Source organism: Ruegeria sp. YTSB088 (genome assembly GCF_059609825.1).
The window spans coordinates 185,991-210,050 of sequence record NZ_JBXWMM010000008.1; the positions used below are offsets into that span (position 1 = coordinate 185,991).

At 55.5% G+C, this 24,060-nt stretch carries 25 protein-coding genes; 8 read left to right on the plus strand and 17 right to left on the minus strand.

The window, feature by feature from the left end; all coding sequences use genetic code 11:
- Nucleotides 1-22: 22 nt before the first annotated feature.
- The 3 genes from AC2FFA_RS14800 to AC2FFA_RS14810 form a co-directional block, all read right to left on the minus strand.
- Complete coding sequence (locus AC2FFA_RS14800) at nt 23-1,111, minus strand: 4-oxalomesaconate tautomerase (protein WP_496852178.1); 1,089 nt, start codon at nt 1,109-1,111, stop codon at nt 23-25.
- Between the two features lie 43 nt (nt 1,112-1,154).
- Nucleotides 1,155-3,185 (minus strand): tripartite tricarboxylate transporter permease, encoded by a 2,031-nt coding sequence (locus tag AC2FFA_RS14805; RefSeq protein WP_496852179.1) that lies wholly within the window; start codon nt 3,183-3,185, stop codon nt 1,155-1,157.
- 83 nt (nt 3,186-3,268) lie between these two features.
- Nucleotides 3,269-4,357 carry a tricarboxylate transporter gene (locus AC2FFA_RS14810; RefSeq protein WP_496852181.1) on the minus strand — a complete coding sequence of 363 codons (1,089 nt, stop codon included), beginning with the start codon at nt 4,355-4,357 and terminating at the stop codon, nt 3,269-3,271.
- 139 nt (nt 4,358-4,496) lie between these two features.
- Between AC2FFA_RS14810 and AC2FFA_RS14815 the strand changes: the two genes are divergently transcribed.
- From AC2FFA_RS14815 to AC2FFA_RS14825, 3 genes are all read left to right on the plus strand, one after another.
- Nucleotides 4,497-5,165, plus strand: coding sequence for a response regulator transcription factor (locus AC2FFA_RS14815; RefSeq protein WP_496852182.1), 669 nt, complete (start codon nt 4,497-4,499; stop codon nt 5,163-5,165).
- A 26-nt stretch (nt 5,166-5,191) separates the two neighbouring features.
- Complete coding sequence (locus AC2FFA_RS14820) at nt 5,192-6,529, plus strand: sensor histidine kinase (protein WP_496852183.1); 1,338 nt, start codon at nt 5,192-5,194, stop codon at nt 6,527-6,529.
- Between the two features lie 228 nt (nt 6,530-6,757).
- A complete protein-coding gene (locus AC2FFA_RS14825) occupies nt 6,758-7,282 on the plus strand; it encodes a site-specific integrase (protein ID WP_496852184.1) in 525 nt (174 codons plus the stop codon).
- Nucleotides 7,283-7,674: 392 nt separating this feature from the next.
- On the opposite strand, the gene AC2FFA_RS14830 is transcribed toward AC2FFA_RS14825, so the two are convergent.
- A complete protein-coding gene (locus tag AC2FFA_RS14830; protein WP_496852186.1) occupies nt 7,675-8,346 on the minus strand; it encodes a GntR family transcriptional regulator in 672 nt (223 codons plus the stop codon).
- 118 nt (nt 8,347-8,464) lie between these two features.
- On the opposite strand from AC2FFA_RS14830, the gene AC2FFA_RS14835 reads away from it, so the two are divergent.
- The 4 genes from AC2FFA_RS14835 (at nt 8,465) to AC2FFA_RS14850 (ending at nt 12,514) form a co-directional block, all read left to right on the plus strand.
- Nucleotides 8,465-9,463 carry a TRAP transporter substrate-binding protein gene (locus tag AC2FFA_RS14835; protein WP_496852187.1) on the plus strand — a complete coding sequence of 333 codons (999 nt, stop codon included), beginning with the start codon at nt 8,465-8,467 and terminating at the stop codon, nt 9,461-9,463.
- Between the two features lie 78 nt (nt 9,464-9,541).
- The gene (locus AC2FFA_RS14840; protein WP_058276303.1) at nt 9,542-10,027 is read left to right on the plus strand and encodes a TRAP transporter small permease; all 486 of its coding nucleotides are present in this window, start codon (nt 9,542-9,544) and stop codon (nt 10,025-10,027) included.
- A gap of 10 nt (nt 10,028-10,037) precedes the next feature.
- Nucleotides 10,038-11,321, plus strand: a complete 1,284-nt coding sequence (locus tag AC2FFA_RS14845; protein ID WP_496852189.1) for a TRAP transporter large permease — start codon at nt 10,038-10,040, stop codon at nt 11,319-11,321.
- 47 nt (nt 11,322-11,368) lie between these two features.
- The gene (locus AC2FFA_RS14850; protein WP_496852191.1) at nt 11,369-12,514 is read left to right on the plus strand and encodes an alpha-hydroxy acid oxidase; all 1,146 of its coding nucleotides are present in this window, start codon (nt 11,369-11,371) and stop codon (nt 12,512-12,514) included.
- Nucleotides 12,515-12,538: 24 nt separating this feature from the next.
- On the opposite strand, the gene AC2FFA_RS14855 is transcribed toward AC2FFA_RS14850, so the two are convergent.
- From AC2FFA_RS14855 to AC2FFA_RS14915, 13 genes are all read right to left on the minus strand, one after another.
- Nucleotides 12,539-12,952, minus strand: a complete 414-nt coding sequence (locus AC2FFA_RS14855; protein ID WP_496852192.1) for a methylglyoxal synthase — start codon at nt 12,950-12,952, stop codon at nt 12,539-12,541.
- Complete coding sequence (locus tag AC2FFA_RS14860; RefSeq protein ID WP_496852194.1) at nt 12,933-13,451, minus strand: 2,4'-dihydroxyacetophenone dioxygenase family protein; 519 nt, start codon at nt 13,449-13,451, stop codon at nt 12,933-12,935. The genes AC2FFA_RS14855 and AC2FFA_RS14860 overlap by 20 nt, the downstream gene beginning before the upstream one ends.
- 9 nt (nt 13,452-13,460) lie before the next feature.
- Nucleotides 13,461-14,162, minus strand: a complete 702-nt coding sequence (locus AC2FFA_RS14865; RefSeq protein WP_496852196.1) for an SDR family NAD(P)-dependent oxidoreductase — start codon at nt 14,160-14,162, stop codon at nt 13,461-13,463.
- Nucleotides 14,159-14,785: a 2-dehydro-3-deoxy-6-phosphogalactonate aldolase gene (locus AC2FFA_RS14870; RefSeq protein ID WP_496852198.1), complete on the minus strand. Its 627-nt coding sequence runs from the start codon at nt 14,783-14,785 to the stop codon at nt 14,159-14,161. Before AC2FFA_RS14870 ends, AC2FFA_RS14865 begins: the two co-directional genes overlap by 4 nt.
- Nucleotides 14,782-15,702 (minus strand): 2-dehydro-3-deoxygalactonokinase, encoded by a 921-nt coding sequence (locus tag AC2FFA_RS14875; RefSeq protein WP_496852200.1) that lies wholly within the window; start codon nt 15,700-15,702, stop codon nt 14,782-14,784. Before AC2FFA_RS14875 ends, AC2FFA_RS14870 begins: the two co-directional genes overlap by 4 nt.
- Complete coding sequence (locus AC2FFA_RS14880) at nt 15,683-16,372, minus strand: RraA family protein (RefSeq protein WP_496852202.1); 690 nt, start codon at nt 16,370-16,372, stop codon at nt 15,683-15,685. Before AC2FFA_RS14880 ends, AC2FFA_RS14875 begins: the two co-directional genes overlap by 20 nt.
- 12 nt (nt 16,373-16,384) lie before the next feature.
- On the minus strand, nt 16,385-17,416 hold the full coding sequence (locus AC2FFA_RS14885) for a C-terminal binding protein (protein ID WP_496852204.1): 1,032 nt from the start codon (nt 17,414-17,416) through the stop codon (nt 16,385-16,387).
- The gene (locus tag AC2FFA_RS14890) at nt 17,409-17,903 is read right to left on the minus strand and encodes a lactoylglutathione lyase family protein (RefSeq protein WP_496852205.1); all 495 of its coding nucleotides are present in this window, start codon (nt 17,901-17,903) and stop codon (nt 17,409-17,411) included. Before AC2FFA_RS14890 ends, AC2FFA_RS14885 begins: the two co-directional genes overlap by 8 nt.
- Nucleotides 17,904-17,925: 22 nt before the next feature.
- Nucleotides 17,926-18,714: an SDR family NAD(P)-dependent oxidoreductase gene (locus AC2FFA_RS14895; RefSeq protein ID WP_170378463.1), complete on the minus strand. Its 789-nt coding sequence runs from the start codon at nt 18,712-18,714 to the stop codon at nt 17,926-17,928.
- A 1-nt stretch (nt 18,715) separates the two neighbouring features.
- Nucleotides 18,716-19,717 carry an ABC transporter permease gene (locus AC2FFA_RS14900; protein WP_170765386.1) on the minus strand — a complete coding sequence of 334 codons (1,002 nt, stop codon included), beginning with the start codon at nt 19,715-19,717 and terminating at the stop codon, nt 18,716-18,718.
- A complete protein-coding gene (locus AC2FFA_RS14905) occupies nt 19,714-21,237 on the minus strand; it encodes a sugar ABC transporter ATP-binding protein (protein ID WP_496852207.1) in 1,524 nt (507 codons plus the stop codon). Before AC2FFA_RS14905 ends, AC2FFA_RS14900 begins: the two co-directional genes overlap by 4 nt.
- A gap of 84 nt (nt 21,238-21,321) precedes the next feature.
- Nucleotides 21,322-22,356: a sugar ABC transporter substrate-binding protein gene (locus AC2FFA_RS14910; protein WP_496852209.1), complete on the minus strand. Its 1,035-nt coding sequence runs from the start codon at nt 22,354-22,356 to the stop codon at nt 21,322-21,324.
- 26 nt (nt 22,357-22,382) lie between these two features.
- Nucleotides 22,383-23,252, minus strand: a complete 870-nt coding sequence (locus AC2FFA_RS14915; protein WP_496852210.1) for an SMP-30/gluconolactonase/LRE family protein — start codon at nt 23,250-23,252, stop codon at nt 22,383-22,385.
- Nucleotides 23,253-23,358: 106 nt separating this feature from the next.
- Here AC2FFA_RS14915 and AC2FFA_RS14920 point away from each other — a divergent pair, with 106 nt between their 5' ends.
- Nucleotides 23,359-24,030, plus strand: coding sequence for a GntR family transcriptional regulator (locus AC2FFA_RS14920; RefSeq protein ID WP_170431691.1), 672 nt, complete (start codon nt 23,359-23,361; stop codon nt 24,028-24,030).
- Nucleotides 24,031-24,060 lie beyond the last annotated feature (30 nt).

Sequence of the window (24,060 nt, forward strand, 5' to 3'; positions counted from 1 at the left end):
ATACTAGTTGATTTATGCCTGTTCAACTCCCATCCCACACAGATTGCGGTACATAGATTTTGCCATCCGCCAGCTTGCGCGCTGTTCGCACCAATCCCGCCGCATTGAGCGTGAAACCATCTTCTCTGGAAAAATCCACCAGAACATCGATTTTACCCGAAGCGTGCTCAAGGACGACTTCAGCAGGCCCGGACGCGGCTCGTTCCAATGACCCATCCGCAACAGTTCCCGGCGTCAACGCGCAGGAGGCCATGCATTGCGCCCCTGTTACCGCCATCGTCGGATGTGTATTCCACGGCATGAAATACCTGACCGAAAGTGTGCCCCCGTCCCGAGCAGGTGCAAGTATGCCGAATTTTGGGGTCACGGACTGGGACACATCCCCCATTCCCATCAACCGCCCCGCTTCAATCCGAACGGCCTCCATCCGCTCAAAGAACGCACGATTGCTGTCCAGTTCCTCCGCGCTTTCGTATCCGGTAAGGCCAAAATCAGAAGCCCGCGCAATGGCCATCGGCATCGCGACGTCCATGCAAGTAAGCTCGATACCCTGTACCGAGTCGCGCAGATGACCAGTGGGCAGGAACGCGCCAGTGGATGAACCAACAACACCCATGAAGCTTAGCCGCACCGGTGCGGCACGCCCCGGCACACCCGCTATTTCCGCATCTCCCTGATAGGTTAGTTCGCCGCCAGGTGTCGGCACCTTAGCCACCACCTGCGCTCCGGTGTTGACAGCGCGAATGCGGATTTCGGTTTCATCGCCCCGCGGCTGGACCAAACCCATTTCGATTGCTGCAGGGCCGACGCCGGACAGGATGTTCCCGCAGGTGGGTTTGAAATCGACCAGCTTTTCCTCAACCGAAACCTGGGCGAAGAAGTAATCGATATCTGCCCAGTTTTCGTTACTGGCCGACAGCATCGCAACCTTGGTCGTGACGGCCGCGCCGCCGCCTATCCCGTCGATATTCAACGGGTGTCCAGCGCCAACCGCAGCGACCAGAACGTCAGCCAGGGTTTCCAGATCCTCCGGCAAGTCAGAGCGTCGGAAGTAGGGGCCGCGAGACGTGCCACCCCGCATGAAAATGAACGGAATTGCGGTTTGGGTCATGGCGCGCCCCTTCGGTTTTCGCGCACGCCTGCGACGGCGGGCCTCATTTCAGCGGCCATGGCAGATAAACCATATCCTGCAGCAAACCCGGCGGGAAATCGCGGTTCAAGGCACCTGCCATGACGCACATGATACCGATGCCACAGGCTGTCAGGACAAAAGTCATCTGCCAACTGGACCCGGCCCGGACGCGCAGGAACGCAATCAAGAACCCGATCAGCGCAAGGATAAAGCCCACAACCCAGGTCGCCGCGATCAGGCTGGCGAACCATGCGAGCGTGGACCACAGCCCATGAGGCGCGCTGGCGTCCTCACCCGCAACTTCCTTGTCGGCAAAGATCGCATCGCCCTCGGGGCGGCGCATCATCTGGATCAGCAGAACGACACAACAAAACAGCGACACATACCCAATCACAAGAGGGATGATCTTGTCGGTCATATTGTAGTCGGGGATGATATTGGCGTTGATCAAGGCAACGACCAGATAGGCCATGATCGCCAGCAGGAAGATCAACGGTGCGCGTTTGCTGCCGGACTGAACATCGCCCTCGGCCATGATCATCTTGGCCTGACGGATACCCAGAATGATTGAGACAATCGTGACCACGATCAGAATGATCACAATGGGGCTGAAAACATATTCCATACCTTCGCCAAAGCTTTTGCGGAAGCGGAACGAAGCGATCTGGAATGCCTGGTTGGTAAACTTTTCAACCGGGTTCGACAGCACGAAGCCGATCAGGAACGCCGGGCGCGACCAGTCGAAGCGGCGCAGGAAGATACCGATCAGGCCGATCACGAACAGGGCCAACAAGTCTTCGAAGTTCTGACCTGACTGAAAAGCCGCAAAGCTGATCAGCATAAACAGAAACGGTGCCAGATAGGTAAACCGGATCGTGGTAAGTTTGGCGATGCCGCCCGAGGCAGCGATACACAGAATGGTGCCCACGACATTTGCCAGCGCCAGCAGCCAGACGATCGAATACGTGATATCCAGATTGTCCTGCAACATGCTGGGGCCAACTTCGATATCACCTGATCCCAGCAAGGCAACAGCTCCGATGAAAATTGCCATAGACCCGGATCCGGGGATGCCAAACAGCAGCGTTGGCACCAGACCACCACCCTCTTTTGCATTGTTCGAACTTTCCGGTCCTATGACGCCGCGCACTTCGCCCTTGCCGAAGTTGCTCTTGTTCTTGGTTGTCTGAAGGGCATGGCCATAGGCGATCCAGTCAACAACCGAGCCCCCAAGTCCGGGGATAACGCCTACGATCACACCGATGATTGAGCAGCGGACCGAAAGCCAGATGTTGGCGAACCAGTCCTTGACTCCATCCAGCCAACCGGCCCCCAACGAAGCTCCCTTGGCAATCGGCTGATCCTGACGGAGCAAGGAAACGATTTCAGGGACGGCAAAAATACCCAAGCCGACAATGACCAGCTTCAGGCCATCGGTCAGGTAGGGAATGTCATAGGTGGCCATACGCAGCGAGCCACCGGCATCTGCCTCGCCGATGGTGCCGACCATCAGACCGAGCCCAGCGGCGGCAACGCCTTTCAACGGGATGCGCCCTGCCAAAATAGCCACCATCGAAAGGCCAAGGATGGTGATCATTAGCATCTCGGGAAGGCCGAAGGCCAAAACGATTGGCCGTGCGATCAGAATGAACATGGTCAGGAAGGTCGCGCCGACCAAACCCCCGAACAGGGATGAGGCAAAGGCCGCAGACAACGCGCGCGCTGCCTCGCCCTTTTTCGCCATCGGGAAGCCGTCAAGCACAGTTGCCTGCGAGGCCGAACTGCCAGGAATTCCCATCAGGACCGAGGCAAATGTGTCAGAGGTCGGCACGACGGCGACCATTCCGATCATCAGTGCCAGACCAAGGATCGGGTCCATGCCGAACATGAAAGGCAGCAAAAGCGACAGGCCGGCGATGCCGCCGAGCCCGGGAAATACTCCCACGGCCAGTCCCATGACAACGCCGAGCACAAGATAGCCCAGAACGATAGGTTGCAGGATCAGAGCCCACGCATCACCAAGCGCAGGAAGAGCTGTGGCGAAAACCTCCATAGCGGCCGCCTTTCATTCAATTTTTTAAAAAATTCAGATGGCGCGACCCTCGTGTGGGAGGGCACGCGCTGTGAAAGGCTGGCTTAGTTCAGCTCCACGCCGTAGGAATCTTTTAGCCAGTTCAGGACATACTGCTTGGCGTTGTCATCCACACTCGTTGCAGTTTGCAAGGCGGCTTTGGAGTCGTCTCCGACAAACACAGGGTACTTGCCAACTCGCTTGGACGAGATATCGGCAAAATCCGCACGCTCAGTGACAGCTTGGAAGGCTGCTGTGTACGTGTCGACGACATCCTGCGGGGTATCACCCGGCAAGAAGGCCAGTTTCTGAACCGGGAAACCCGCAACAAAGAAGGCTTTCCACGCATCCCACGCCTCACCGCTGGTTTTACAGCTATCGGTGGCTTCGCAAACCTCTTTGAAGGTCGGGATATCCGGGAACGTCGGGTCGCGCACGATGTTGCCATCCGCGTCCAGCGCACCCCAGGTCATCATCGGAACAGCCTGACCGGCCTCGACCAACGGCGCCGAACCGCCCAGATAGCCAGAGGAGGTTTGATAATCGATGTTAGCCTCGCCACGTTCGAACATAAGGCGGCCATCACCGCGACCCTTAATGCCAAAGACCGGTTCAACATCCATGCCCAGCATCTGCCACGCCAGTAGCGGTACTAGGTCCAGCCGGGTGGCCCCTTGAGAACCATAAATGAAGCTTGTGTCTTTCAGGGAGTTTGCAGAACCGTCGAATTTGGCTCCATCCTCCGCGTTTAGATAGGCGACACCCCCGGTGCCTGATGCCATGACTGGAATCCAGTCGTTGTATTCATAACGCACGCGCGGATCGTTCAGAAGATACGGAAACTGAGTTGAACCGGATGTGCCGAACAAAAGCGTGCCATCGTCGTGCTCTTGTTCCTGAAACCAGTTGGCGCCTTTGGTCGAGCCTGCACCCGGCATGAACTTCACCACAACCGTTGGCTGGCCGGGCAGCGCTTCGGATAGAAGCGGTGCAAAGAAGTTGGCCCATTTGGCCGAACCGCCCGTTTCCGAGAACGGGATGACCCACTCAATAGTCTTGCCCGAGAAATCGACTTCGGCGGCGACAGGCGCAGCCATCCCGGCGGCGGCAATCAGCCCCACGACGGCGCGACGGGTGAAGTTGGAAATGGCCATTGGTTCCTCCCTGTTGACCAGACAACCACGTCAGCGCCCTCCGCGCCACCGTGATCGCAAATAGAACTGCGGGGTTGATTCCCCCTCCCATCTGGCAATCATGGAACGCCAACCTTGCGCGAAACTTGCAGGAGACCCGATGCGGATCGTCATCGTCGAGGATAATGAGCCACTTGCCAACGCGATTGCATATCGCCTGCGTGATCGCGGCCATGCGGCTGATGTGCTGACCGATGGCGACGAGGCTGACGTCTATTTGGAACAGGAAGGTGCAGACTTGATCGTTCTGGATATCAACTTACCAGGCCGGTCCGGGCTTGAAATCCTGAAATCCTTGCGCAGTCGCGGAGATGGTGCGCCGGTGATCCTGCTGACCGCCAGGTCAGAGACAAGCGACCGTGTCTTGGGCCTGGATTTGGGTGCTGACGATTATCTGGTCAAACCATTCGAGATGGATGAGTTAGAAGCCCGCATTCGGGCACTTTCGCGTCGAAAGGATCTCGACTACGGCGCGCGCGAAACCATCGGTGGGTTGGAATTCGATCGCTCTGCACGACAGGTCACCGTTCACGGAGAGGTAATGGACGTGCCACGCCGGGAATTGGCCGTGCTTGAATGCCTGCTGGAACGCCGAGGCAGGATTGTCCCCAAAAGCCAACTGACCGACTACGTCTATGGCGTCGGGGCGGATGTCGAGGACTCTGCCGTAGAACCGCATGTGTCGCGGTTGCGAAAACGGCTTCAGGATCTGGGCATCAGGATTAAAACGGCCCGCGGGCTTGGCTATTTGCTTGAGGTGCAGAAGTGATCCCGCACCGATCACTTAGGCTCAGGTTGTTCCTGCTGATCCTCACGCCTTTGGTTTTGCTTTCATTTCTGCTTGGGTTTTGGCGTTTTACCATCGCTCAAAAAACGGCGCAGGAGCTCTTTGACGAGAGCTTACTGTCTGCGGGTCTCGCTATTTCACGGGACGTGGCTATCTCGGGTGGCGACGCGTTGTTGCCCTCTACGCGCAGTATGATCCGCGAAGCATCCGGTGGAGAGATTTTCTATCACGTGACTGGTCCAGGCGGCAGCTATGTCACTGGGTACGCATACCCACCAACATCTACTGCATCATCCCAGCAAGACCCTTACAAACCACTTTTTTTTGAATCTGTGCACCGGGAGGTGCCAGTCCGGGTTCTCAGAATGACCGAGCGCGTCACTTTGGAAAATCTGGTGGGAGACGCGACTGTAACTGTGTGGCAGCTCATGGCCGACCGAAACGCATTTGCAAATCAGTTATCGATCCGCGCCGCAATTCTGATGGGCATTTTGTTGACGACACTTGCCTTTGTCGTTTGGTTCGGCGTTGCCCGCGGTCTACGGCCGTTGCTCGATTTACAGGAAGCGATTGCACTGAGATCGCCAGACGACCTCAGCAAAATCAAACGCCCGGTTCCGGTCGAAGTCCACGGCATCGTCAAAACCCTGAATCGGCTTTTTGCGCAGGTGGAGCACAGTATCAACGCCCACCAGACCTTCATTTCCGAGGCGGCGCATCAGTTGCGAAACCCGGCAGCAGCCGTACAATCCATGGCTGAAGCACTTCAGGAGGCTAAAACGGATGAGGACCGGAGCAAGCGTATGTCGGAGCTTGTGATTGCGGCGAAAAACTCTGCAACTGTCGCCGAACAACTGTTGTCGCTTGAAAGGCTCAGGCAACCGACGCACCAAGATCAAAAGGATGAGATTGATATCCGCTCGGTTGTAGAAGAGGCCTGCACGGAGATGGGTGTTCACATCCTCGCGAAGGGTATCGAATTTGATGTCACGATGCCCGAAGCATCGATCATGGTGTCCGGTGATCGGGTATTTCTAACTGAGGCAATAAAGAACCTGCTGGATAATGCGGTAAAGCACGGCGGCGCTAAGTTAAATAGAATTTCAGTTGTGCTGCAGTGTGACGGCGGCTCCGTCAGTTTAACAGTGGCCGATGACGGAGCGGGTCTTTCGCCTGACCAAAGCGAAGCAGCGTTCGCTCGATTTTCGCAACTGGAACACTCCGAAGGTAGCGGATTAGGCTTGTCAATCGTCTCTGCCGTGGCGCACCGCCACGGAGGGTTAATCTCTATAAACCGGGTCGAAAGAGGAGCGAGCATTACACTTGAGCTTCCGATAGCCCTGTAAATCGTTTTGGATTTTATTGACGATTCCGAAACCTGTCCCAGCCATAAAACTTTTTCGCAAGCGTAGTAAAATTCTGCTTCCACGCCTGCCAAGCGATCCTGCGGCGTCAACTGAAGTTATCTTTGGGCTCTTTGCAGACCTCAGGTGCAGCGCGACATCCCGTGCTACCTTGTGATGTCAACGTCGGGTTGTCGCATCGGGAGGGCATTGTGGATCGGAGGATCAGTCATGGAAACACCCAACCTACCTGCCATTCGCGCGCTTCGCCCCGGTTGGAACAAAGGTCGAATTGTCGGCCAGAAGCGCCCGTTGAAGCCAAAACATGTCTGGGCGATCCGAGTTCGTCTGGAACTCGCTGAGACCCATCGAGACCTCGCGCTTTTCAATATGGCGATCGACAGCAAATTACGCGGTTGCGATCTCGTTCGCATGCAAGTCGTCGATGTGATGGCTTCTGGTCAAATCAAAGAGCGTGCATCTGTCCCACAGAGCAAGACACAGAAACCTGCCCGGTTCGAAATTTCAGAAGGCACACGTGCATCCGTTGCGAAGTGGATGAAAGACCCGTTGATGGTCGGTTCCGAATATCTTTCGTCGGGCCGCTTTCATGAGCGCCTCCACATCTCAACACGTCAATATGCCCGGATTGTTCGGGACTGGGTAACGTCGATTGGCCTCGAAGCAACTGCCTATGGCACTCATCCGCGTTCGCCACGTGGCAGATCAGCAGGAACAGGCGCCTTCGGCGTCTGATCTGCAAATCAGCCCTGATTTTCCCAAAAGGGAAGTCAGGATCATGGAAATCGGTCTAGGGGCTGGATGAAGGAAGTGAGGCGAAAATGGCAACGTTCTGTCGCTGGTGGCAGAACTATGTGTCGCCTGACAACAGGAAATGTGGAACGTCACTGATATTTGACTCAATCGACAGACAAAACCCCAATAAATCGGCCAATCACGTCATTCATTTCTGACCCAATCGTCAAGCATTTCTGACCCAACACAAAAAACGCCCTCTATTCGTGGCCACGGCCCGTGTCTCAGAACAGCCCAACTCCGCTATTTTGAACTTAGGTTGCCCGCGCACGCAGCATTAGATTTTCTGCCAGATGCGCTTTTGGTGAACATAGTGATCAAATGGTGGGCACCTATGCTTGCCTTATACCAACCAAATCGGAGTAGGAACGCTCGCCGCGAGTGATTTGCCGTTCGAGGGTGTTCTTTGCAGCTTTTACTTTACCTTCACTCAGAAGCGCCGTGATCGTTTGATGCTCCTGGAACGACTTCTTCGTTCGATCAGAACGCTTGGACAGATGAGTCCGCATGGTTTGGACGATGTCGCCGACTTTTTGGTAACCATCTCTCAAATAGCTGTTTTCGCAGTACCTGAAAAAGGCGTGGTGAAATTCTGCATCTAGTTCCAAGTACTGCTCGAATTCATCTGCTTCCCGCGCTTCAGACATCTTCGATACAGTATCTGCAAGTTCATCAAGCAGAGCGTTACTATTTTTTTTGATTGCCTGCTCCATAGCAGCAGATTCGAGGATGAGTCTGTATTGGCAAAGCTGCACCACATCCTCTTGAGAAAGAGAAAATACAAAGGCCCCGCGGTGTGGAAAAATCTGAACAAGCCCCTGAAGGTTCAATGCCGCTAAAGCCTCGCGAATCGGAGTTTTACTGATGCCCATGGCATTAGACAACTTCACTTCCGGCAGCGCTTCACCAAGCCGGAACGTGCCTTTGATAATACCTTTTCGGATATGGTCTTCGGCTGTTTTACTCAACGAATCCGGTCTCTTAATCTGCAGTATCTCGCTCATATTCTCTCCGCCCTTGTTCGCCTTCCGAACACAATAACACATGTATGCTTGATTTCTACATTATATCTGATATCTCAGATAGTAGTTGAGAAGAAAACCGAATCCTTGGGAGGATACCTTGTTCAAGAAATCAACACTCGCACTAGGCGTCGTCATGTCTGCAGGGCTTGCCTTTGCAGCATCCGCTGAAACAGTCATTAAGGTCGGGCATGGCGCTGCGGAAGCGTTTCACATGCATCGCGCCCTTCTGAAGTTTGAAGAACTGGTCGAAGCCGGCTCGAATGGTGAGATTGACGTCCAGATCTTCCCTTCTTCGCAGATGGGCCCTGATCGTGAGATGATCGAAGGTGTTCAAACCGGCGTTCTTGAAATGGCCATTCCGCCGTCTTCTTTCTTCGCAGGCTGGGATCCGGCTTTTGCGGTGATCGAGCTTCCCTACATGTATGCCTCCAAGGACATCGCCTTTGATGTTCTTGATGGTGAGGCCGGTGACGGAATGCTCGGACGGGTCGAAAATCAGGGACTCGTCGGTCTTGGTTGGCTAGAATTGGGCGTGCGCAACGTGACTAACAATGTCCGCCCGGTTGAAACACCCGAAGACCTCAAGGGCGTTAAGCTGCGCACCATGAAGGTTCCGGCGCATGTGGCAACATTCGAGACACTCGGCGCCAACCCGACGCCGATGAACTTCGGCGAGGTTTACTCTGCCCTTCAGCAAGGCGTGATCGACGGGCAGGAAAACCCGCTGGCGATTATTACCTCACAGCGTTTCTACGAGGTGCAGAAATACCTTTCGACCACGGGCCATGTCTTCGCGGTCTACATGCCGGTCGTCTCCAAGCCATTCTTTGACTCGCTGCCTGCGGAGCATCAGCAACTGGTCCGGGACTCGATGGCCGCCGCACGTGAATATCAGGCTGAACTGGTCGCGAGCGAAGATGCGGAACAACTGGAACAGATTCGTGCTGCTGGTGTCGAGGTTCTGGAACTGACTGCAGAGCAGCGAAAGGCCTTCGCTGACAAAACCGAAAGCGTTCGCCTGCAATATCGCGACGAAGTTGGCGCCGAAGCCTACGACGCTTGGGTCGCGGCGGTGTCCGCAGCAGGCGGAAGCTGACCCACGGTTTACTCAGCCAATCCGGGCACCCGTGCCGAGCAGGTTCGGGCGCCCCTTTCGTTCAAGGGGAGGTGAACGATGTCGGTTATCAAATGGATCGATATGAATGCCGAAAAGGTCCTAGCCAGTGCGCTACTAGCCGCGATTGTCGTGTTGATCTTTGGCAACGTGTTCATGCGCTACATCATGAATGCCTCTCTTTCATGGGGAGAAGAGCTAACGCTTTGGCTATTTGTCTGGTTCGTCTGGCTTGGCGTCAGTTATGCCTTCCATACCGGCGATCATGTGCGCATTACAGTCCTGCGCGATGTCCTGAGCGAGCGGGCAAGGCTTTACGCGGATGTTGTGATCGCACTTCTTGTCCTTGGATTCCTGATCGTTCTTACAATTGAATGCATCAAGCTGATCCGGCAGCCCTTTGTGGCCAGCCAGACCTCAGTTGTTTTGGGGCTGCCAATCCCGATCCTGTATGCCTCAGCGCCGGTTGGTGCAGGCCTGTCCGCAATCCGCGTTACTCAACATCTGATCCGAACCCTGCACCTGATCGCAGAGACCAAAGCGTGAGGAACCCGGCATGCTTGCAACAACGCTTTTCCTGACGCTTTTCGCCCTTCTGCTCTTCAGCGTACCAATTGGCATCTGCCTAGGTCTTGCGACCATGATCGTAATGGTCTTCGTGGACGGCACGCCACCCATGGTTTTGCTGGCACGATCAGTGGTGACAGGCGCGGACTCGTTTCCCCTGATAGCTGTTCCTCTATTCATTCTGGCAGGCGACCTGATGCAGCACGGTGGAATGTCGCGCCGTCTGGTTGGGTTCGCCAATGCACTGATAGGTCATATCCGGGGCGGGCTGGCTTATGTGAACGTGCTTGCCTGCGTGTTCTTTGCCGCCATATCCGGGTCGTCCCCTGCAACTGTCGCCGCCATCGGATCAAACATGATCCCCGAGATGGAAAAGGTTGGCTATACGCGCAAATTCAGCGGCGCATTGACGGCGTCTTCAGGGATGATCGGCGTTATGATCCCGCCAAGTATCCCCTTTATCATCTACGGTGTTACTGCCGAGGTTTCGATCGGAAAGCTGTTCCTGGCGGGTGTTGTTCCCGGCATCCTCTTTGCCCTCATGTTCATGTTGGTCGCCCGTGTCCTGCTGCGAAAGGATGAGGTTGTTCAGCAATCGACAACCACGTTCTCAGGCCCGGGTGTCTGGCAGAGCTTCCGGTCTTCGATCTGGGCACTTCTGGTGCCTGTAATCATCCTTGGGGGCATCTACAGTGGCATCTTCACCCCAACCGAAGCAGGCGCCGTCGCTGTGGTTTACGCCGCCTTCATCGGCATCTTTGTCTATGGCGATATCACCGTCAGGGACCTGCCAGAGGTCTTAGCAGGCAGTGCAAAGACCAGTGGAACCATTCTGATATTGGTGATCATGGCGACCGCCTTTGGCAGACTGATCACGCTTGCAAGAATCCCGACGGAACTCGCCACAACAATCACCAGCCTGTCCGACAATCCGATCATCATCCTGTTGTTGATCAACCTGCTTTTGTTGGTGATCGGCATGTTCATGGAGACGATTTCGTCGATCATCATCATGACACCGATTCTGCTGCCGGTAGCAACTGCACTGGGTGTCGATCCGATCGTCTTTGGTGTCATTTTGACGGTCAATCTGGCCATCGGATTCTGTACACCGCCATTGGGTGTAAACCTGTTCGTGGCCAGCAGTATTTCGAAGGTCTCCATCGAAAGCCTCAGCCGGGCGATCCTGCCATTCTTTGCCGGCATGCTGATCCTGCTGATGTTCATCACCTATGTGCCCGCAATTTCTTTGGCCTTACCGTCCCTTTGGTGACCGGCTGAGGCGCTTCAAACGTTAGACAACGAAACCAGAGGACCCTGATGGATCTGGACCTATCCCACCCGTCGATAGAAGATCTTCGGAAAACTGCGCAAAAGCGCATCCCGAAGTTTGCCTTCGAGTATCTCGACAGCGCAACAGGCCGGGAACTAGGGTTGAAGGTGAACCGTGACGCACTTGATTCCATCAGGTTCATGCCGCGTGTTCTATGCGGCCGAACAAAGGCCGATCTGCAGACTAAACTGATGGGTAAAACATATGATCTGCCTTTCGGAATAGCACCTGTGGGCATGTCCGGCCTGATGTGGGCAGGTGCAGAGCCGATGCTTGCAAAGGCGGCGGTCGCGCACAACATTCCGTTTTCGTTGTCCAGCGTTGCGGTAGCGTCGCCGGAAGATGTGGCGCCCCACATTGGCAACAACGGGTGGTTTCAACATTACCCGGTGAACTCTGGCGAGTTGCGCCGCGCAATGCTGCCGCGGATCAAGGCAGCAGGGTTTCACACGCTGATTATCACAGTGGACGTACCAGAGGAGAGCCGGCGCGAACGACAACGCCGCGCCAACCTGACCGTGCCTCCAAAAGCTGACCTACGCACTCTGTTAGAAATGGCTTCACGTCCCGCCTGGTGCCTTGCGCATCTGCGCGAAGGCGTCATGCCACGCATGCGGTTCTTTGACGATTATGTCCCCACACGCGGGCGCGAAAGCTTTACCCACGCGGGCGCCTTGATCCGTGGGATTCCGGATTGGGAGTACCTGCGCGAGTTACGACAGGAGTGGGAAGGCAATTTGATCGTCAAGGGTGTCCTGCGGCCGGAGGATGCACAAAAAATGGTGGCCGAGGGCGTGGACTGCATCTGGGTTTCAAACCACTCCGGGCGTCAATTCGAAGCCGGGCCCGCCGTGATTGACCAACTCCCGAACATCCGCGAAGCGGTCGGAACAGATGTGCCACTGATCTATGACTCTGGCGTTGCCTGGGGATTGGACATCATGCGTGCCTTGGCGAAAGGTGCAGATTTCGTCATGGTCGGACGCGCCTTTCAATATGCCGTTGCAGCGTTCGGAGCACGAGGGATCGACCATCTCGTTCACATCCTGAAGGCTGACATTGAGGCCAACATGAGCCAGCTTGGCAGCGAAAACCTCGGCAGTCTGGCAGAGCACCTTCTGAGAACTGGCTGATCGGCGCTTGCGGCGCGTGGCGTATCACGCAGGCGCGTTGTCACCCTCGTCAATCAGCCCCTTGACGATCAGATCCGCGGTTGAGCGCGAACATGCCATTGGCAGATCATATACCGTTGCGAGACGGGTCAGAGCCTTAACGTCGACGTCGTGTGGCATGGGCGACAGAGGATCGACAAAGAAAATCAATGCATCCAGTTTCTCTTCGCAGATCATAGCGCCGATCTGTTGGTCGCCTCCGAGCGGTCCGCTTTTCAGGCAGGTCACATCCAGTTGTGGATAGGCTTGCTTAATGCGACTGCCGGTGGTCCCTGTCGAAATGATTTGTACTCTGGACAGGCGGGCCAATTGCAGACCCACCCATTCAACGATTTCGTCCTTTCGCGCATCATGGGCTACGAGGGCGAAACGCGGCGCATCACCGGATGAATTGTTCAACGTAATCTTCTCCAAGACCGACTTCCGCGAAGTGTTTTCGGCACAGATCAATCTTGGTAAAGACATCTTCGTAGCCAGTGACCTTGCCCCACGGATCAACATAGCACATCACGCCATTGACCTGGAAATAGGTGACCATCTCTTCGACGTCGTCGGGAACGACCAAAGTATGAGTCTCACCCGGCGGCTCAAAGACATATCCCCCTTCTTCCGCAATCCAATCATGTTCCAGATAATGCCAGCGCCCTTTCAGGACAAAACCGTGGACTGGCTGAGGATGGCGGTGCCGCGAAAGAACACCAGCTTTGCGCACTTTGAGAAGGTTCATCCAATAACCTTGCGAGCGGTTCAGGCAGAGCGGTCGAAACCAGACGTTCTCTGCCTGCGGAACCCACAGTCTGTCGTCCTCGCTCATGGCATTCGGGATCACGATCTCGTCTTGCGCATCCTTGGGGAACGGCAATTGATATGGCATTCGGGCGGTGTCTTCGTCATTCATTGGTTTTCCTCACATAGCGAGATAGCCGCCATCGACCGGATAGATTGATCCGGTCACAAAGCTGGCGTTTTCACTCAAAAGCCATTGCACAAGCGCACCGACTTCTTCGGGTTTCCCCCAGCGTTTCATAGGCGTACGCGCCATGATCCCCGCTGTTCTTTCAGGGTCTTCCCGAAGGCCCTGGGTCATCTCTGTCTCAATCCAACCCGGCGCGATGGCATTGACCCGGATACCGTCTTCGGCCCAGCGACCTGCGAGCGCCTTGGTCAACTGTGCCACGCCGCCCTTAGAAGCGGAATACGCCGGAACCAAAGGCCCACCAAAGGTACTGAGCATAGAGGCGGTGTTGACGATGGCACCACTCGCTTCAGCCAACAATGGATGCGCGGCAAGACAGCAGCGCATGGTGCCTGTCAGATTCACATCGAGCACCTTGGCGAAGACGTCGATGTCATATTCTTCGCCACGCAAAAGAATACCTGCGCAGTTCACCAAGGCATCGAGACCCGTGAGTTCGCCCAAAACACCATTGATGGACGCCTGGTCGGTGACATCCAAGATCTGCACCTTTATCCCGTTCTGAGGCTCGAATGCATCCAATTCGGATTGGGAGGCGGATGCGGCAATGACGGACCAACCTGCGTCTGCTAATGACCGTGCAACACCCGCACCAATCCCTCGCGTACCGCCCGTTACAAGGGCCTGTTTCATCCAAGTTCCTCCAATACACTGGTGAAGGCGCGCGCGCGCCTGCCGATATCATCCAATGTATAGCTCGGTTTGAACAGCGCGGAGCCCAGCCCATATCCATCTACACCCGCGGCATGATACGACGCCATCGTTTCCGGCGTTATGCCCCCTACCGCAGCGACGACTGCGTCTGCAGGCAATACGGCGCGCATGGCAGCAATGGCAGCTGGCGGCACCATTTCCGCGGGAAAGAATTTGAGGACCGATGCTCCGATATCCAACGCCGTAAAGGCCTCGGAGGGGGTCATGACTCCTGGACACCAATAAAGATCCCGAGCGACAGCCGCGCGCCCGACGTCCGGGTTCATATTTGGCGACACGATGATCCGCCCGCCTGCATCTGCGACCGCCGCGACTTGATCCGTGGTCAACACTGTGCCGGCGCCGACTATGGCTTGAGCGCCATGTTTCGCAGCGATCTGCGTAATCGATTCCAGCGGGTCCGGTGAGTTGAGTGGCACTTCGATTATCCGAAACCCGGCATCGAAGAGTACATCAGACACCGGGCGCGCATTTTCTGGTTTTAGCCCCCGCAAAATCGCAATCAGTGGGTTCTCGGCAAGAGCTGCGGTGAGGTCAATCATCCAACCAACCCCGCAGCGCGAGCAATCAGAAAATGCCCTTTCGCAACGATATCATCTGGCGCGCGACGGCTGTCGAAACCAGCAGTTCGAAGCGCTATTTCGTATCGGACGGACAAGTCGCTACGTCCAACAACAGTGATCGTGCCGACATCTTCTAATTCACCGGTCGCAGCAGCAACCTCGGTCCCGATCAACAAGCCCGACAAGTAGTCGGCCGTTGCAACCTTCGGGATTTTGCCCATAAGAGGAAGCGTCCGAACATGAAACAGGCTGTGCAGCAAGTTCGACTCACCACTGAGGCCCGCCTTGACGCCCATCACGAATGCGTCTTCGCTGAAGGCGTCCTCCTTCATCAAGGTGCCAAGGATCGTGTGTTCTTTCAGCGCCGAAAAGATCTCACCTGTCATGTAGGTCGAGAAATCCACGATCTTCCCGTCGGCAACCTGAACCCATTTGCTGTGCGTTCCCGGCATCACGAACATACCTTCGCTCAAACCTAGCGAAGATGCCCCGATGATCTGGGTCTCCTCGCCGCGCATTACGTCCGGTCCTCCGGCATGTTCCGTCGAGGCACCTGTCACAAAATGAATACGCGCTCCGTTGGCCGCTTCGTGGGGGACCAACGCTCGCGCAAGACCGCCAGCACCCAGCGGCATTTCGGCATACTGCGTTTCTACCCAACCATTGCGGCTGGTGATCATGCCGGATGCCAGGATCGGCAGGTTAGCCTTGGCGACCCAAGGGCCGATTAGACGATCAAGGACCGCCTCAAAGGTTTGTCCCGCAACCTGCATGATACCTTCAGGCGACGAGACCCCATCGATCACGTCGCCCTCCGCACCAATTAGAAATGCACGAAACGATGAAGTGCCCCAATCTACGCCGATCAGCGCTGGTTCAGATGCGACCGAATTCATTTAGCAGATCCTCAACGGTTTTGCCTTGGGCCACCCATTTACGGGTTTCCTCCTCACGGTCAGCTTGCTCTTGAGCAAGGCGCACGGTTTCTTCGGCAATTCCCTGTGGAACCACGACGACGCCCATAAGATCAGCTACAATGAAATCTCCGGGGTTTACCACGACGCCCCCACAGGCGATTGGCACATTGATCGAAAGTTCTTCTTTACGTTCCGAGAACATCGTGTGCGTTCCGCGCGGCGTGATCGCGCGCGTCCAGATTGGCCAGTTAATGTCTTCCAACTCATCTGTGTCACGCCCGGTGCCATCTACGATCATACCCCGAATGCCACGGTTCTTGGCCAGGCCACCCATTAAACCGCCGCAGACTGACGTTTGACGATCACCACCCGCGTCCACAACGATCACGTCCCCGGGTTGTCCCATTTCAAGCGCTCGCAATGGGTCGACAAGATCACCTTTTGAAAGCTGGACCGTCACGGCCTGGCCTGTCACCTTGGCGCGGAAAGCGGGCTTGATGGCGCTGTCCATCACGCCTGTTCGGTACTGCACATCCGCAAAAATGGCAGCAGCAGAGTACGCCTCCAACACCTTGTCGAATTTTTTTAGAAGTTCCGAGTTTCTTTCAAAATCATTAAAAACCCTAAGGTCCGTGCTGACGTCTGGCATTCTTGTCTCCTGTTATGCGGTAGATACGGCCAATGCGTCGGCATTGACTGTGTAGTCGGGGTTTTGTCCTGTCAGGACCTTGGCCACTTGCGTAGCCGCGGTAACCCGCGCTGCGTGTATCGATTCCTCGGAATAGTAGGCGGCATGTGGTGTTACGAGGACGTTGGGCAGTGTGAACAACGGGTTGTCATCAGGCGTCCAGTTGGCGCGCTTTGCCGGCTCTTCTTCGGGGTCGTCGAGCCCTGCAGCGGCCAAATGGCCTTCGGTCAGCGCCCGGAACAGGGCTTTGTTGTCGACCGTTGGTCCGCGTCCAGTGTTCACGAGTATCGCACCGGGTTTCATGACCGAGAATTCGGCATCCGACAAAAAGTGATGCGTGTTCGGCGTCATCGGCGCCTGCATCAGGATATAGTCGGACCTTGCTAGCAATTCGGGCTTGCTCACCAGCTCGACCCCAATCTTCGCGGCGACTTCTCTTGGCAAATACGGGTCGTAAGCGATGACCGTAACTCCGAAAGATTGCGCCCGCGCAACGATGGCTTGCCCGATTTTACCCAGCGAAACGACACCCATCGTCCGCCCGCGCAACCGGTAGACCGGCTGCCCGCTTTGCCATTGCCAGACCCCTGCATGAGTGGCTCGATCATAGTCGGGCAACTTGCGCGCCAGGGTCAGCCAAAGGGCAATCGCGTGATCAGCGACTTCCTCGGTGCAATAGTTTTGCACATTGGTGACCAGAATGCCCTTTTCCGTCGCCGTGCCGACATCCACGATATCTACGCCTACGCCATAACGCGCGATGACCTCGCAGTTCCGCATCCGCGTAATCGTTTCTTTCCCGATCCGGGCATATTGGTTCATCATCGCTGCGCAATGCGGCGCGACATCGAACAGGTCTTCCTGGCGCTTGGCCTGAAGCGCAATCACCTCGGCTCCCGCGGCTTCCAGGATTTCCGTCTCAACGGCAACATCACCAAAGTCGTAATCGGTTATCACGACCTTGGGTTTGTCCGTTCTGGGGGAAAAGTCGGCGCGATCAGTCATAAGCACCCGCCGAATAGGTCAATTCGTACGAGTGGCTGTAGAGCTCGAAGATGTTGCCAAACGGGTCTTCCATATAGACCATGCGATAGGGCTTTTCACCTGGGTAATACTTGCGCACTTGCCTCATGCGCTGGCGCCCGCCCAGGTCTTCGATAACCTTGATGCGGCCTTCCAGATCCTCGTCCTGTACGCAGAAATGAAACAAGCCACGCCGCCAATATTCAAACGGGCGTTCTTCTTCGACGGTCTTTGGGAACTCAAACAATTCGATGCCAACACCGTCGCCCATTGACAAGTGCGCGATACGGAAGCTTCCCCAACCTTCCCCAAACACATCGTCGCACATCTGACCGATGGCGCTTTCGTCATGCAGGATTTCAGTTGGTTCCATCAGCACGTACAGGCCGAATGCCTTGGAATAGAACTCCACGGCTTTTTCCAGGTCGGGAACTGTGATGCCGATGTGAGAGAAAGTGAGAGCGGCCATGTAGGGCTCCTCCAGTTAGAAGTTAAAGAATGTTGCGAACGATGCCGCCTTCGATCCGGTGCGCAGAACCATTGGAGGCTGTGCTTGCTGAGATCGTGACGATCATGCGGGCGACTTCGTCTGGTTGGACAAAGCGCTGTATGAGCGATGTGGGCTCATCTGATTTAAAGTAATTGTCGACGATGGTGTCGAGCGGCTCACCCTTCTGATCGGCGAGGCCGTCAAAATAGGCCTCGACACCTTCTGTCCAGGTCGGACCAGGCAGGATCGAGTTAACCCGGACTTTTGTACCCTTTGTCAATTCTGCCATGCCACGTGTCAGGCCTAACATGGCAGTTTTAGTGACAGAGTAATGCACCATCTGAGGTAGTGGTTTCACTGCCGCTTCGCTGGCCATGTTGATGATAGATCCCTTATCCCGGCCAAGCATGTCTGGCAGGAAAATTCGGCTCATCCGAACGGCAGACAGGACATTGATGTTGAAATAGTGCATCCAGTCGTCATCCGTGAGATCCTCGAACGGCTTAACCGAAAAGATGCCGACATTATTCACAAGAACATCCACCGCACCGCGTGCGCGGGCAAACTCCGCCAGAGTTTCCGCATCAGACGTCTTGGTTAGGTCGGCCGCAATGCCTTCGACGTCGCCCAGAGATGACAGGTCGTCGACGCAGTCGGACACTTCCGCTGCGGTCAAACCATGCACGATGACCCGCGCGCCCTCTTCCAGGTAGATCCGGGCAGTGGCTTTGCCGATGCCGGAACCTGAACCAGTCACCAGGACCAGTTTATTTTTGAGCCCCAGATCCATCTCAGGCCTCCTTCTTAACGTTAGATGACTGCTGCGATGAAGGGCGGCCGAACATTCGACCCATCAAGGCCGAAATCTCCGCGCGCCACATGTCTATGCCGACGGCCAACAGAATGATCAGGCCCAGCACGATATTCTGAACCGAAGATGGCGCAGCGTTTAGGTTCAAACCATTCTGGACGATAACGATTGTCATCGCCCCCATCAGCGTGGCGAGGATGTTGCCGCGGCCACCTGCAAGGCTGGCTCCGCCGACAACAGCGGCGGCAATGGCCTGAAGTTCCAGCGTCTGGCCATAGTTGGGCGAACCAGAGTTGAGGCGCGCTGACATCAGGATCGCACCAACCGCAGTCATGAAACCCGCGATGACAAATGTCGTCGTCTGAACTTTTCGTACGTTGATACCTGTCAGAACGGCAGCGGCTGGGTTACCACCCACGGCATAGATCTCACGGCCGAGTTTCGTGAAGTTCATAGTGAACGCGGCAAGGACGTAGAAGAACACGAGGTAGAAGAAAGGCATCGGAACGCCGAACAGCTTGCCGTAAAAGATTGGCTCCAGCGCCGGATCCAGCGAGAAGATCGGAGACCCATTGTTGAAGGTCAGCGCAAGGCCCCTGAAGGCAATCAACGCCGCCAATGTTGTGATGAAAGACGGGATACGCCCGTAGGCTGTTATCAGCCCAATGAATAGACCAAGCAATCCGCCCATGAGAAGAATGAGTGGCAACGCCAGAACCAGTGGAATGCCAACAAATTTCAACATCTGTGCAAGGATCATGGTCAGCAAAGCCACCATAGACCCGGAGCTCAGATCGATGCCCGCAGCGAAGATCACGATAGTAGACCCGATTGCGATCAAGGCCACGATGCTTACCTGTAGCGACAGGTTTGAAAGGTTGCCCGGGTTCAGGAAGCGTTCGGTCGTAAGGGCCACGATCAGTGCGACGATCACCATTGCTGCAAATGGCCCGATCAACTGGGTGTCAAAGATCCGCTTCATGCGAAAGCCTCCTTAGGCTTGGATTGGGGGGTGTCGGCGGACGCGCGCACAAGATCGTCATGAGTAAGGTCGGATGCATCAACCGTGCGCACTATCGTTCCGTGCTGCACGACGGCAATCCGATCGCTCATCGCAAGCAACTCATCATGGTCTGAACTGATCAGAATGATCGATTTTCCCGCCCGAGTGAGCCTGTTAATCAGCTTGTAAACAGCGATCTTGGCGCCGATATCGATCCCTTGCGTCGGTTCATCAAGGATCAGGATGTCAGAGGCTGAGAACAGCCAACGTGCAATCACGATCTTCTGCTGATTACCACCAGACAAGAAGTTGACCGTCTTTTCCTCGGCCTGAGTCGAGATTTCCAGATCGCGGATCAGGTCATGGGTAGCTTGCTCTTCCGCCTTCAGATTTAAGACGCCGAACCGGCTTAACCCGCCAAGGGACGCTGCGGTGACATTCCCGCTTGCGCGGAAGTTGAAGAACAAACCGTCAAACTTACGGTTCTCCGGAACAAGGGCCAATCCAGCACGGATCGCATCGATTTCCCGGCGGAAGCGTACTGGTTTGCCATGCAGTGTTATCTGTCCGCCCGTCAGCTCGTCTGTCCCGAACAGGGCGCGAGCGATCTCTGTGCGGCCACTGCCCAATACGCCACCCAAGCCCAGAACTTCGCCCCGATGCAACGAAAACGATACATCTTTCACGCCCGAATCGGTGGCCAGACCCGCCGCCTCCAGCACAATATCCTTGGTCGCGTTCTGCTCCTTTGGATAATGCTCACCAATGTCTTCACCGACCATTGCGCTGACAATCTCAGAGACGCTGATCTTGGTCTCGCCACTTGCTCGCACAACACAGCCGTTGCGCAAGATCGTCACTTCATCAACGATCCGTTCAACCTCATCCAGCCTGTGCGACACATAGAGAATAGCGGTACCGCGCTCACGCATATTACGCAGTAGCTGGTGCAGGCGCTCAATTTCATCTTCACCCAATGCCGCTGTCGGCTCATCCAGGATGATCATGCGGGCATCCATAGCGACGGCCTTCGCGATCTCGACCAGTTGTTGCTCGCCTACCGATAGCGAGCCGGTGATGGTTTCGGGTGAAACATCGACATCCATTTCCGCCAACACGCGCGCGGCTTCGTCGTGGACCTTGGCCCAGTCGATCACACCAAAGCGGGACCGAGGCATATTGCCAAGGAAGATGTTTTCGCCAACCGACAAGGTGGGCACGATCGAGAATTCCTGAAAAACTGTTGCGACGCCAAGTTCACGTGCCGCCTGCGGATCGCTGATCGTGACCGGCTTGCCATTGTGCAGGATTTGACCGCTATCGGGTTGCTGCACGCCGGACAGTGTCTTGATCATAGTCGACTTACCACAGCCGTTTTCACCCAGCAGCCCATGAATGGAACCGGGCATAAGCCGGATGCAGACCTTGTCATTCGCCAAAACCCCAGGATAGGCCTTGGTGATATCGACAAACTCCCAAAGGGGCGTTGCGGGTGTCATTGCGATTGCCTCGATAAAAGGGGATCTCGGTTGAATTGCGACCCGGCAGCACGCGCACGCGCCACCGGGAAGCGGGGAGAAAGTTCAGTACTCTTTGGACGGCTGCGGGAAGAGCTTTTCTGGCTCTTGCAGCACGCTGATCGCACCGTCTTTGTCTTCAATCGATGTGGGCGTTTCGATCCAGCCGCCGGGATAGGACCCGTTGAGCGCATCAATGGTTGCGTGCATGGCCGCTTTACCCATTAAGAATGGCGAGGTGTTGACGGTTGCCGTGATGTTGCCAGCCGCGATTTCTTCAAGGCCAGACGTGTCACCATCATTGCCCAAAAGGACGATATCATTGCGGCCAAGTGCTTTTGCAGCAAATGATGCCCCAATGATCATGTAGTCGTTCGCCGCAAAGATCATGTCGAGATCGGGGTTCGACTGCAGGATATCCATACCAGCAGTGTTGCCGCCTTCAACGTTCCATTTACCATCAATGGATACCACAACGTCGAAGTTATCATTGCCCTCGATACCGTCGAGGAAGCCGCCCACACGTTCGGTCGAGTGATAGCCAGGCTGCCCTTCGATAATGCCGACCTTCAGCGGTTGATCACCATAAGTTTCAATGGCCCAATCAGCGATAGCATGCGTGCCGTTACGCTGAGAGTACCCGACAACGCCATGAATTGGTGTCGGGAAGTTCGGGATGTCCGAATTGATCATCAGAACTGCCATGCCCTTGTCTACTGCCTGCTTTAGCAGTGGTGCGGCAGCAAATTCATCGTGTGTCCCAAAGATGATTGCATCCACATCCTGCGTCAGCACATCCTGGATCATTCCCATTTGGCCGTTGATGTCCGCACCGGACTGGGGCGCAAGCATGAAGACTTCGACCCCGGCCTCAGCAGCAACCGCTTTGATGCCTTCACCGATGGCGATGTAGTAGTTGAACTCGGTCGCCGGCGGCATATACGCGATCCGGAACGTATCGTTCTTGGGTTCTATTGCATCGATTGGCGCTTGTGCCCCGTCCTCAAGTGGAACCGGTGTTGGATAATTTTCCGCCAGAGCGACCGCTGCCAGCGTGGCGAACCCCGCGGCAAGCGTAGTGGTCATAAGCGTTTTCAACATAGTTTTCTCCTCCAGAATTTCGTTTGTTATCCTTTGAATGGCGCGTCGATCACGCCACGAACGCCGGGTTTCACAGCAAAGAGGCCGCCGGATTCCGGTTCTTTTGTTAAAGCTGCTTCGTCACTCATCAGCCTTGAGGTCGTGATGAAGAGCGTATCGAGATCAGGGCCACCGAAAGCGCAACAGGTGGGCTTCCAGACCGGCACCTCGATCACGCGATCTATCGTGCCATCAGGTGCGACGCGAACAACGCGATGGCCTTCCCATTCGGCGTTCCAGACGCCACCTTCGGCATCAACACAGGACCCATCAGGCAAGCCGGGCTCATCATTGAAAGAAGCGTGCTGCCGACGGTTCGATACGGTTCCACTGCGGGTGTCGTAATCAAATGCGACGATTTCCCGATCCGGGGTATCCGCGAAGTACATCGTCTCACCGTCGGACGCAAAACAAGTCGAATTGGCGCAAGACACTCCTTCAATAATTGTCCGTACACTCAAGTCCTTGTCGACGCAGATGACTGACGAATCGGCCTTACCAGTAACTTCATTCATGCCTCCAACAATCAATCGCCCCTGGCGATCGGTTCGCCCGTCGTTCAGCCGTGTTTCTGGGTTGTTCGGCTCGAACCGTGCCACGAGGGTTTCCTCGCCATTGGGCGAATCGAACAAGACAACTCGATCAGCATAAGCAACAATCAGACCGCCAGACGCGCGCGGCGCGAAGCAACATACACGCTCCGGCATCTCATGAGAGGCGGTGTCTGACGTTGCAGCATCAAATGACCAAAGCGCACAGCCTTCAATGTCGGTCCACCAGACAAGACCATCGGCGGGATTCCAGAAAATCCCTTCCCCGTGCTGGTTCTTACAATCGACGACCAACTCTGCGCGCACTTTTTGATCTCCCAAATACATTCTGATATCTGATATACCAGCTTGCCTAATCTGGTGTATCAGATATCTTGCATCTGGCAACACCTTTTTTTGGAGATATCCTCAGATGGCGCTTGAGAGACCCAAGTCTTTGCGTGAACTCGCACTGGAACATTTGCGGAATAGTATTATCGATGGCTCCCTGAAAATGGGTCAGGTTTTGTCGGAGCGAAAAATCTCCGAAGAGCTGGGCGTATCAAAATCGCCAGTACGCGAAGCACTCGCTCAATTACGTGACGAAGGGTTGGTCAGTATCGAGCCTCAAAAAGGCGCACGCGTTTTTTCGCTTTCTGAGCCGGAAGTGACTCAGATCTGCGATTTCAGACAGGCTATCGAAACTGCCGCCTTTGAACTTGCGTTGTTGCGGAACCCGGAAGGTCTTGCCAGCGACATGCAGCGTGTCGTGAAGGACATGGAGAAGGAACGCAGGCGAGGTAATGAAAAGGGCTACCTTTCACTGGATACCACATTTCATCAGTTGATTTTTGAACATGCCGGTAACGATTATCTGACGGCCAGCTATACACGCTACATCGGTAAGATTGCCGCATTGCGAACCCATTTGGCGAAGCTGCCACAGCATACTGAGCTCTCCTTCGACGAGCATTCGAAAATCGCTATTGCCGTTCGCGAAGGTGACATGGCCAAAATCAAATCTCTTCTCACAGCGCATATTGACCGCACCAGACAAGCCTACAAAAGCGCCGCCATCGTCCTCGAAGGAGCGACCGCATCCTAGCAAAAACGTAGCTTCGTTGTGACGGGGGCG

Bases quoted from the DNA above. Each gene is read 5' to 3' on its own strand.
- AC2FFA_RS14860 (WP_496852194.1), bottom strand. From the start codon at position 13,451: ATGAATGACGAAGACACCGCCCGAATGCCATATCAATTGCCGTTCCCC.
- AC2FFA_RS14850 (WP_496852191.1), top strand. From the start codon at position 11,369: ATGGATCTGGACCTATCCCACCCGTCGATAGAAGATCTTCGGAAAACT.
- AC2FFA_RS14800 (WP_496852178.1), bottom strand. From the start codon at position 1,111: ATGACCCAAACCGCAATTCCGTTCATTTTCATGCGGGGTGGCACGTCT.
- AC2FFA_RS14900 (WP_170765386.1), bottom strand. From the start codon at position 19,717: ATGAAGCGGATCTTTGACACCCAGTTGATCGGGCCATTTGCAGCAATG.
- AC2FFA_RS14825 (WP_496852184.1), top strand. From the start codon at position 6,758: ATGGAAACACCCAACCTACCTGCCATTCGCGCGCTTCGCCCCGGTTGG.
- AC2FFA_RS14870 (WP_496852198.1), bottom strand. From the start codon at position 14,785: ATGATTGACCTCACCGCAGCTCTTGCCGAGAACCCACTGATTGCGATT.
- AC2FFA_RS14905 (WP_496852207.1), bottom strand. From the start codon at position 21,237: ATGACACCCGCAACGCCCCTTTGGGAGTTTGTCGATATCACCAAGGCC.
- AC2FFA_RS14880 (WP_496852202.1), bottom strand. From the start codon at position 16,372: ATGCCAGACGTCAGCACGGACCTTAGGGTTTTTAATGATTTTGAAAGA.
- AC2FFA_RS14875 (WP_496852200.1), bottom strand. From the start codon at position 15,702: ATGAATTCGGTCGCATCTGAACCAGCGCTGATCGGCGTAGATTGGGGC.
- AC2FFA_RS14845 (WP_496852189.1), top strand. From the start codon at position 10,038: ATGCTTGCAACAACGCTTTTCCTGACGCTTTTCGCCCTTCTGCTCTTC.
- AC2FFA_RS14815 (WP_496852182.1), top strand. From the start codon at position 4,497: ATGCGGATCGTCATCGTCGAGGATAATGAGCCACTTGCCAACGCGATT.
- AC2FFA_RS14910 (WP_496852209.1), bottom strand. From the start codon at position 22,356: ATGTTGAAAACGCTTATGACCACTACGCTTGCCGCGGGGTTCGCCACG.
- AC2FFA_RS14830 (WP_496852186.1), bottom strand. From the start codon at position 8,346: ATGAGCGAGATACTGCAGATTAAGAGACCGGATTCGTTGAGTAAAACA.
- AC2FFA_RS14810 (WP_496852181.1), bottom strand. From the start codon at position 4,357: ATGGCCATTTCCAACTTCACCCGTCGCGCCGTCGTGGGGCTGATTGCC.
- AC2FFA_RS14890 (WP_496852205.1), bottom strand. From the start codon at position 17,903: ATGGCCGCTCTCACTTTCTCTCACATCGGCATCACAGTTCCCGACCTG.
- AC2FFA_RS14865 (WP_496852196.1), bottom strand. From the start codon at position 14,162: ATGAAACAGGCCCTTGTAACGGGCGGTACGCGAGGGATTGGTGCGGGT.
- AC2FFA_RS14885 (WP_496852204.1), bottom strand. From the start codon at position 17,416: ATGACTGATCGCGCCGACTTTTCCCCCAGAACGGACAAACCCAAGGTC.
- AC2FFA_RS14805 (WP_496852179.1), bottom strand. From the start codon at position 3,185: ATGGAGGTTTTCGCCACAGCTCTTCCTGCGCTTGGTGATGCGTGGGCT.
- AC2FFA_RS14840 (WP_058276303.1), top strand. From the start codon at position 9,542: ATGTCGGTTATCAAATGGATCGATATGAATGCCGAAAAGGTCCTAGCC.
- AC2FFA_RS14895 (WP_170378463.1), bottom strand. From the start codon at position 18,714: ATGGATCTGGGGCTCAAAAATAAACTGGTCCTGGTGACTGGTTCAGGT.
- AC2FFA_RS14920 (WP_170431691.1), top strand. From the start codon at position 23,359: ATGGCGCTTGAGAGACCCAAGTCTTTGCGTGAACTCGCACTGGAACAT.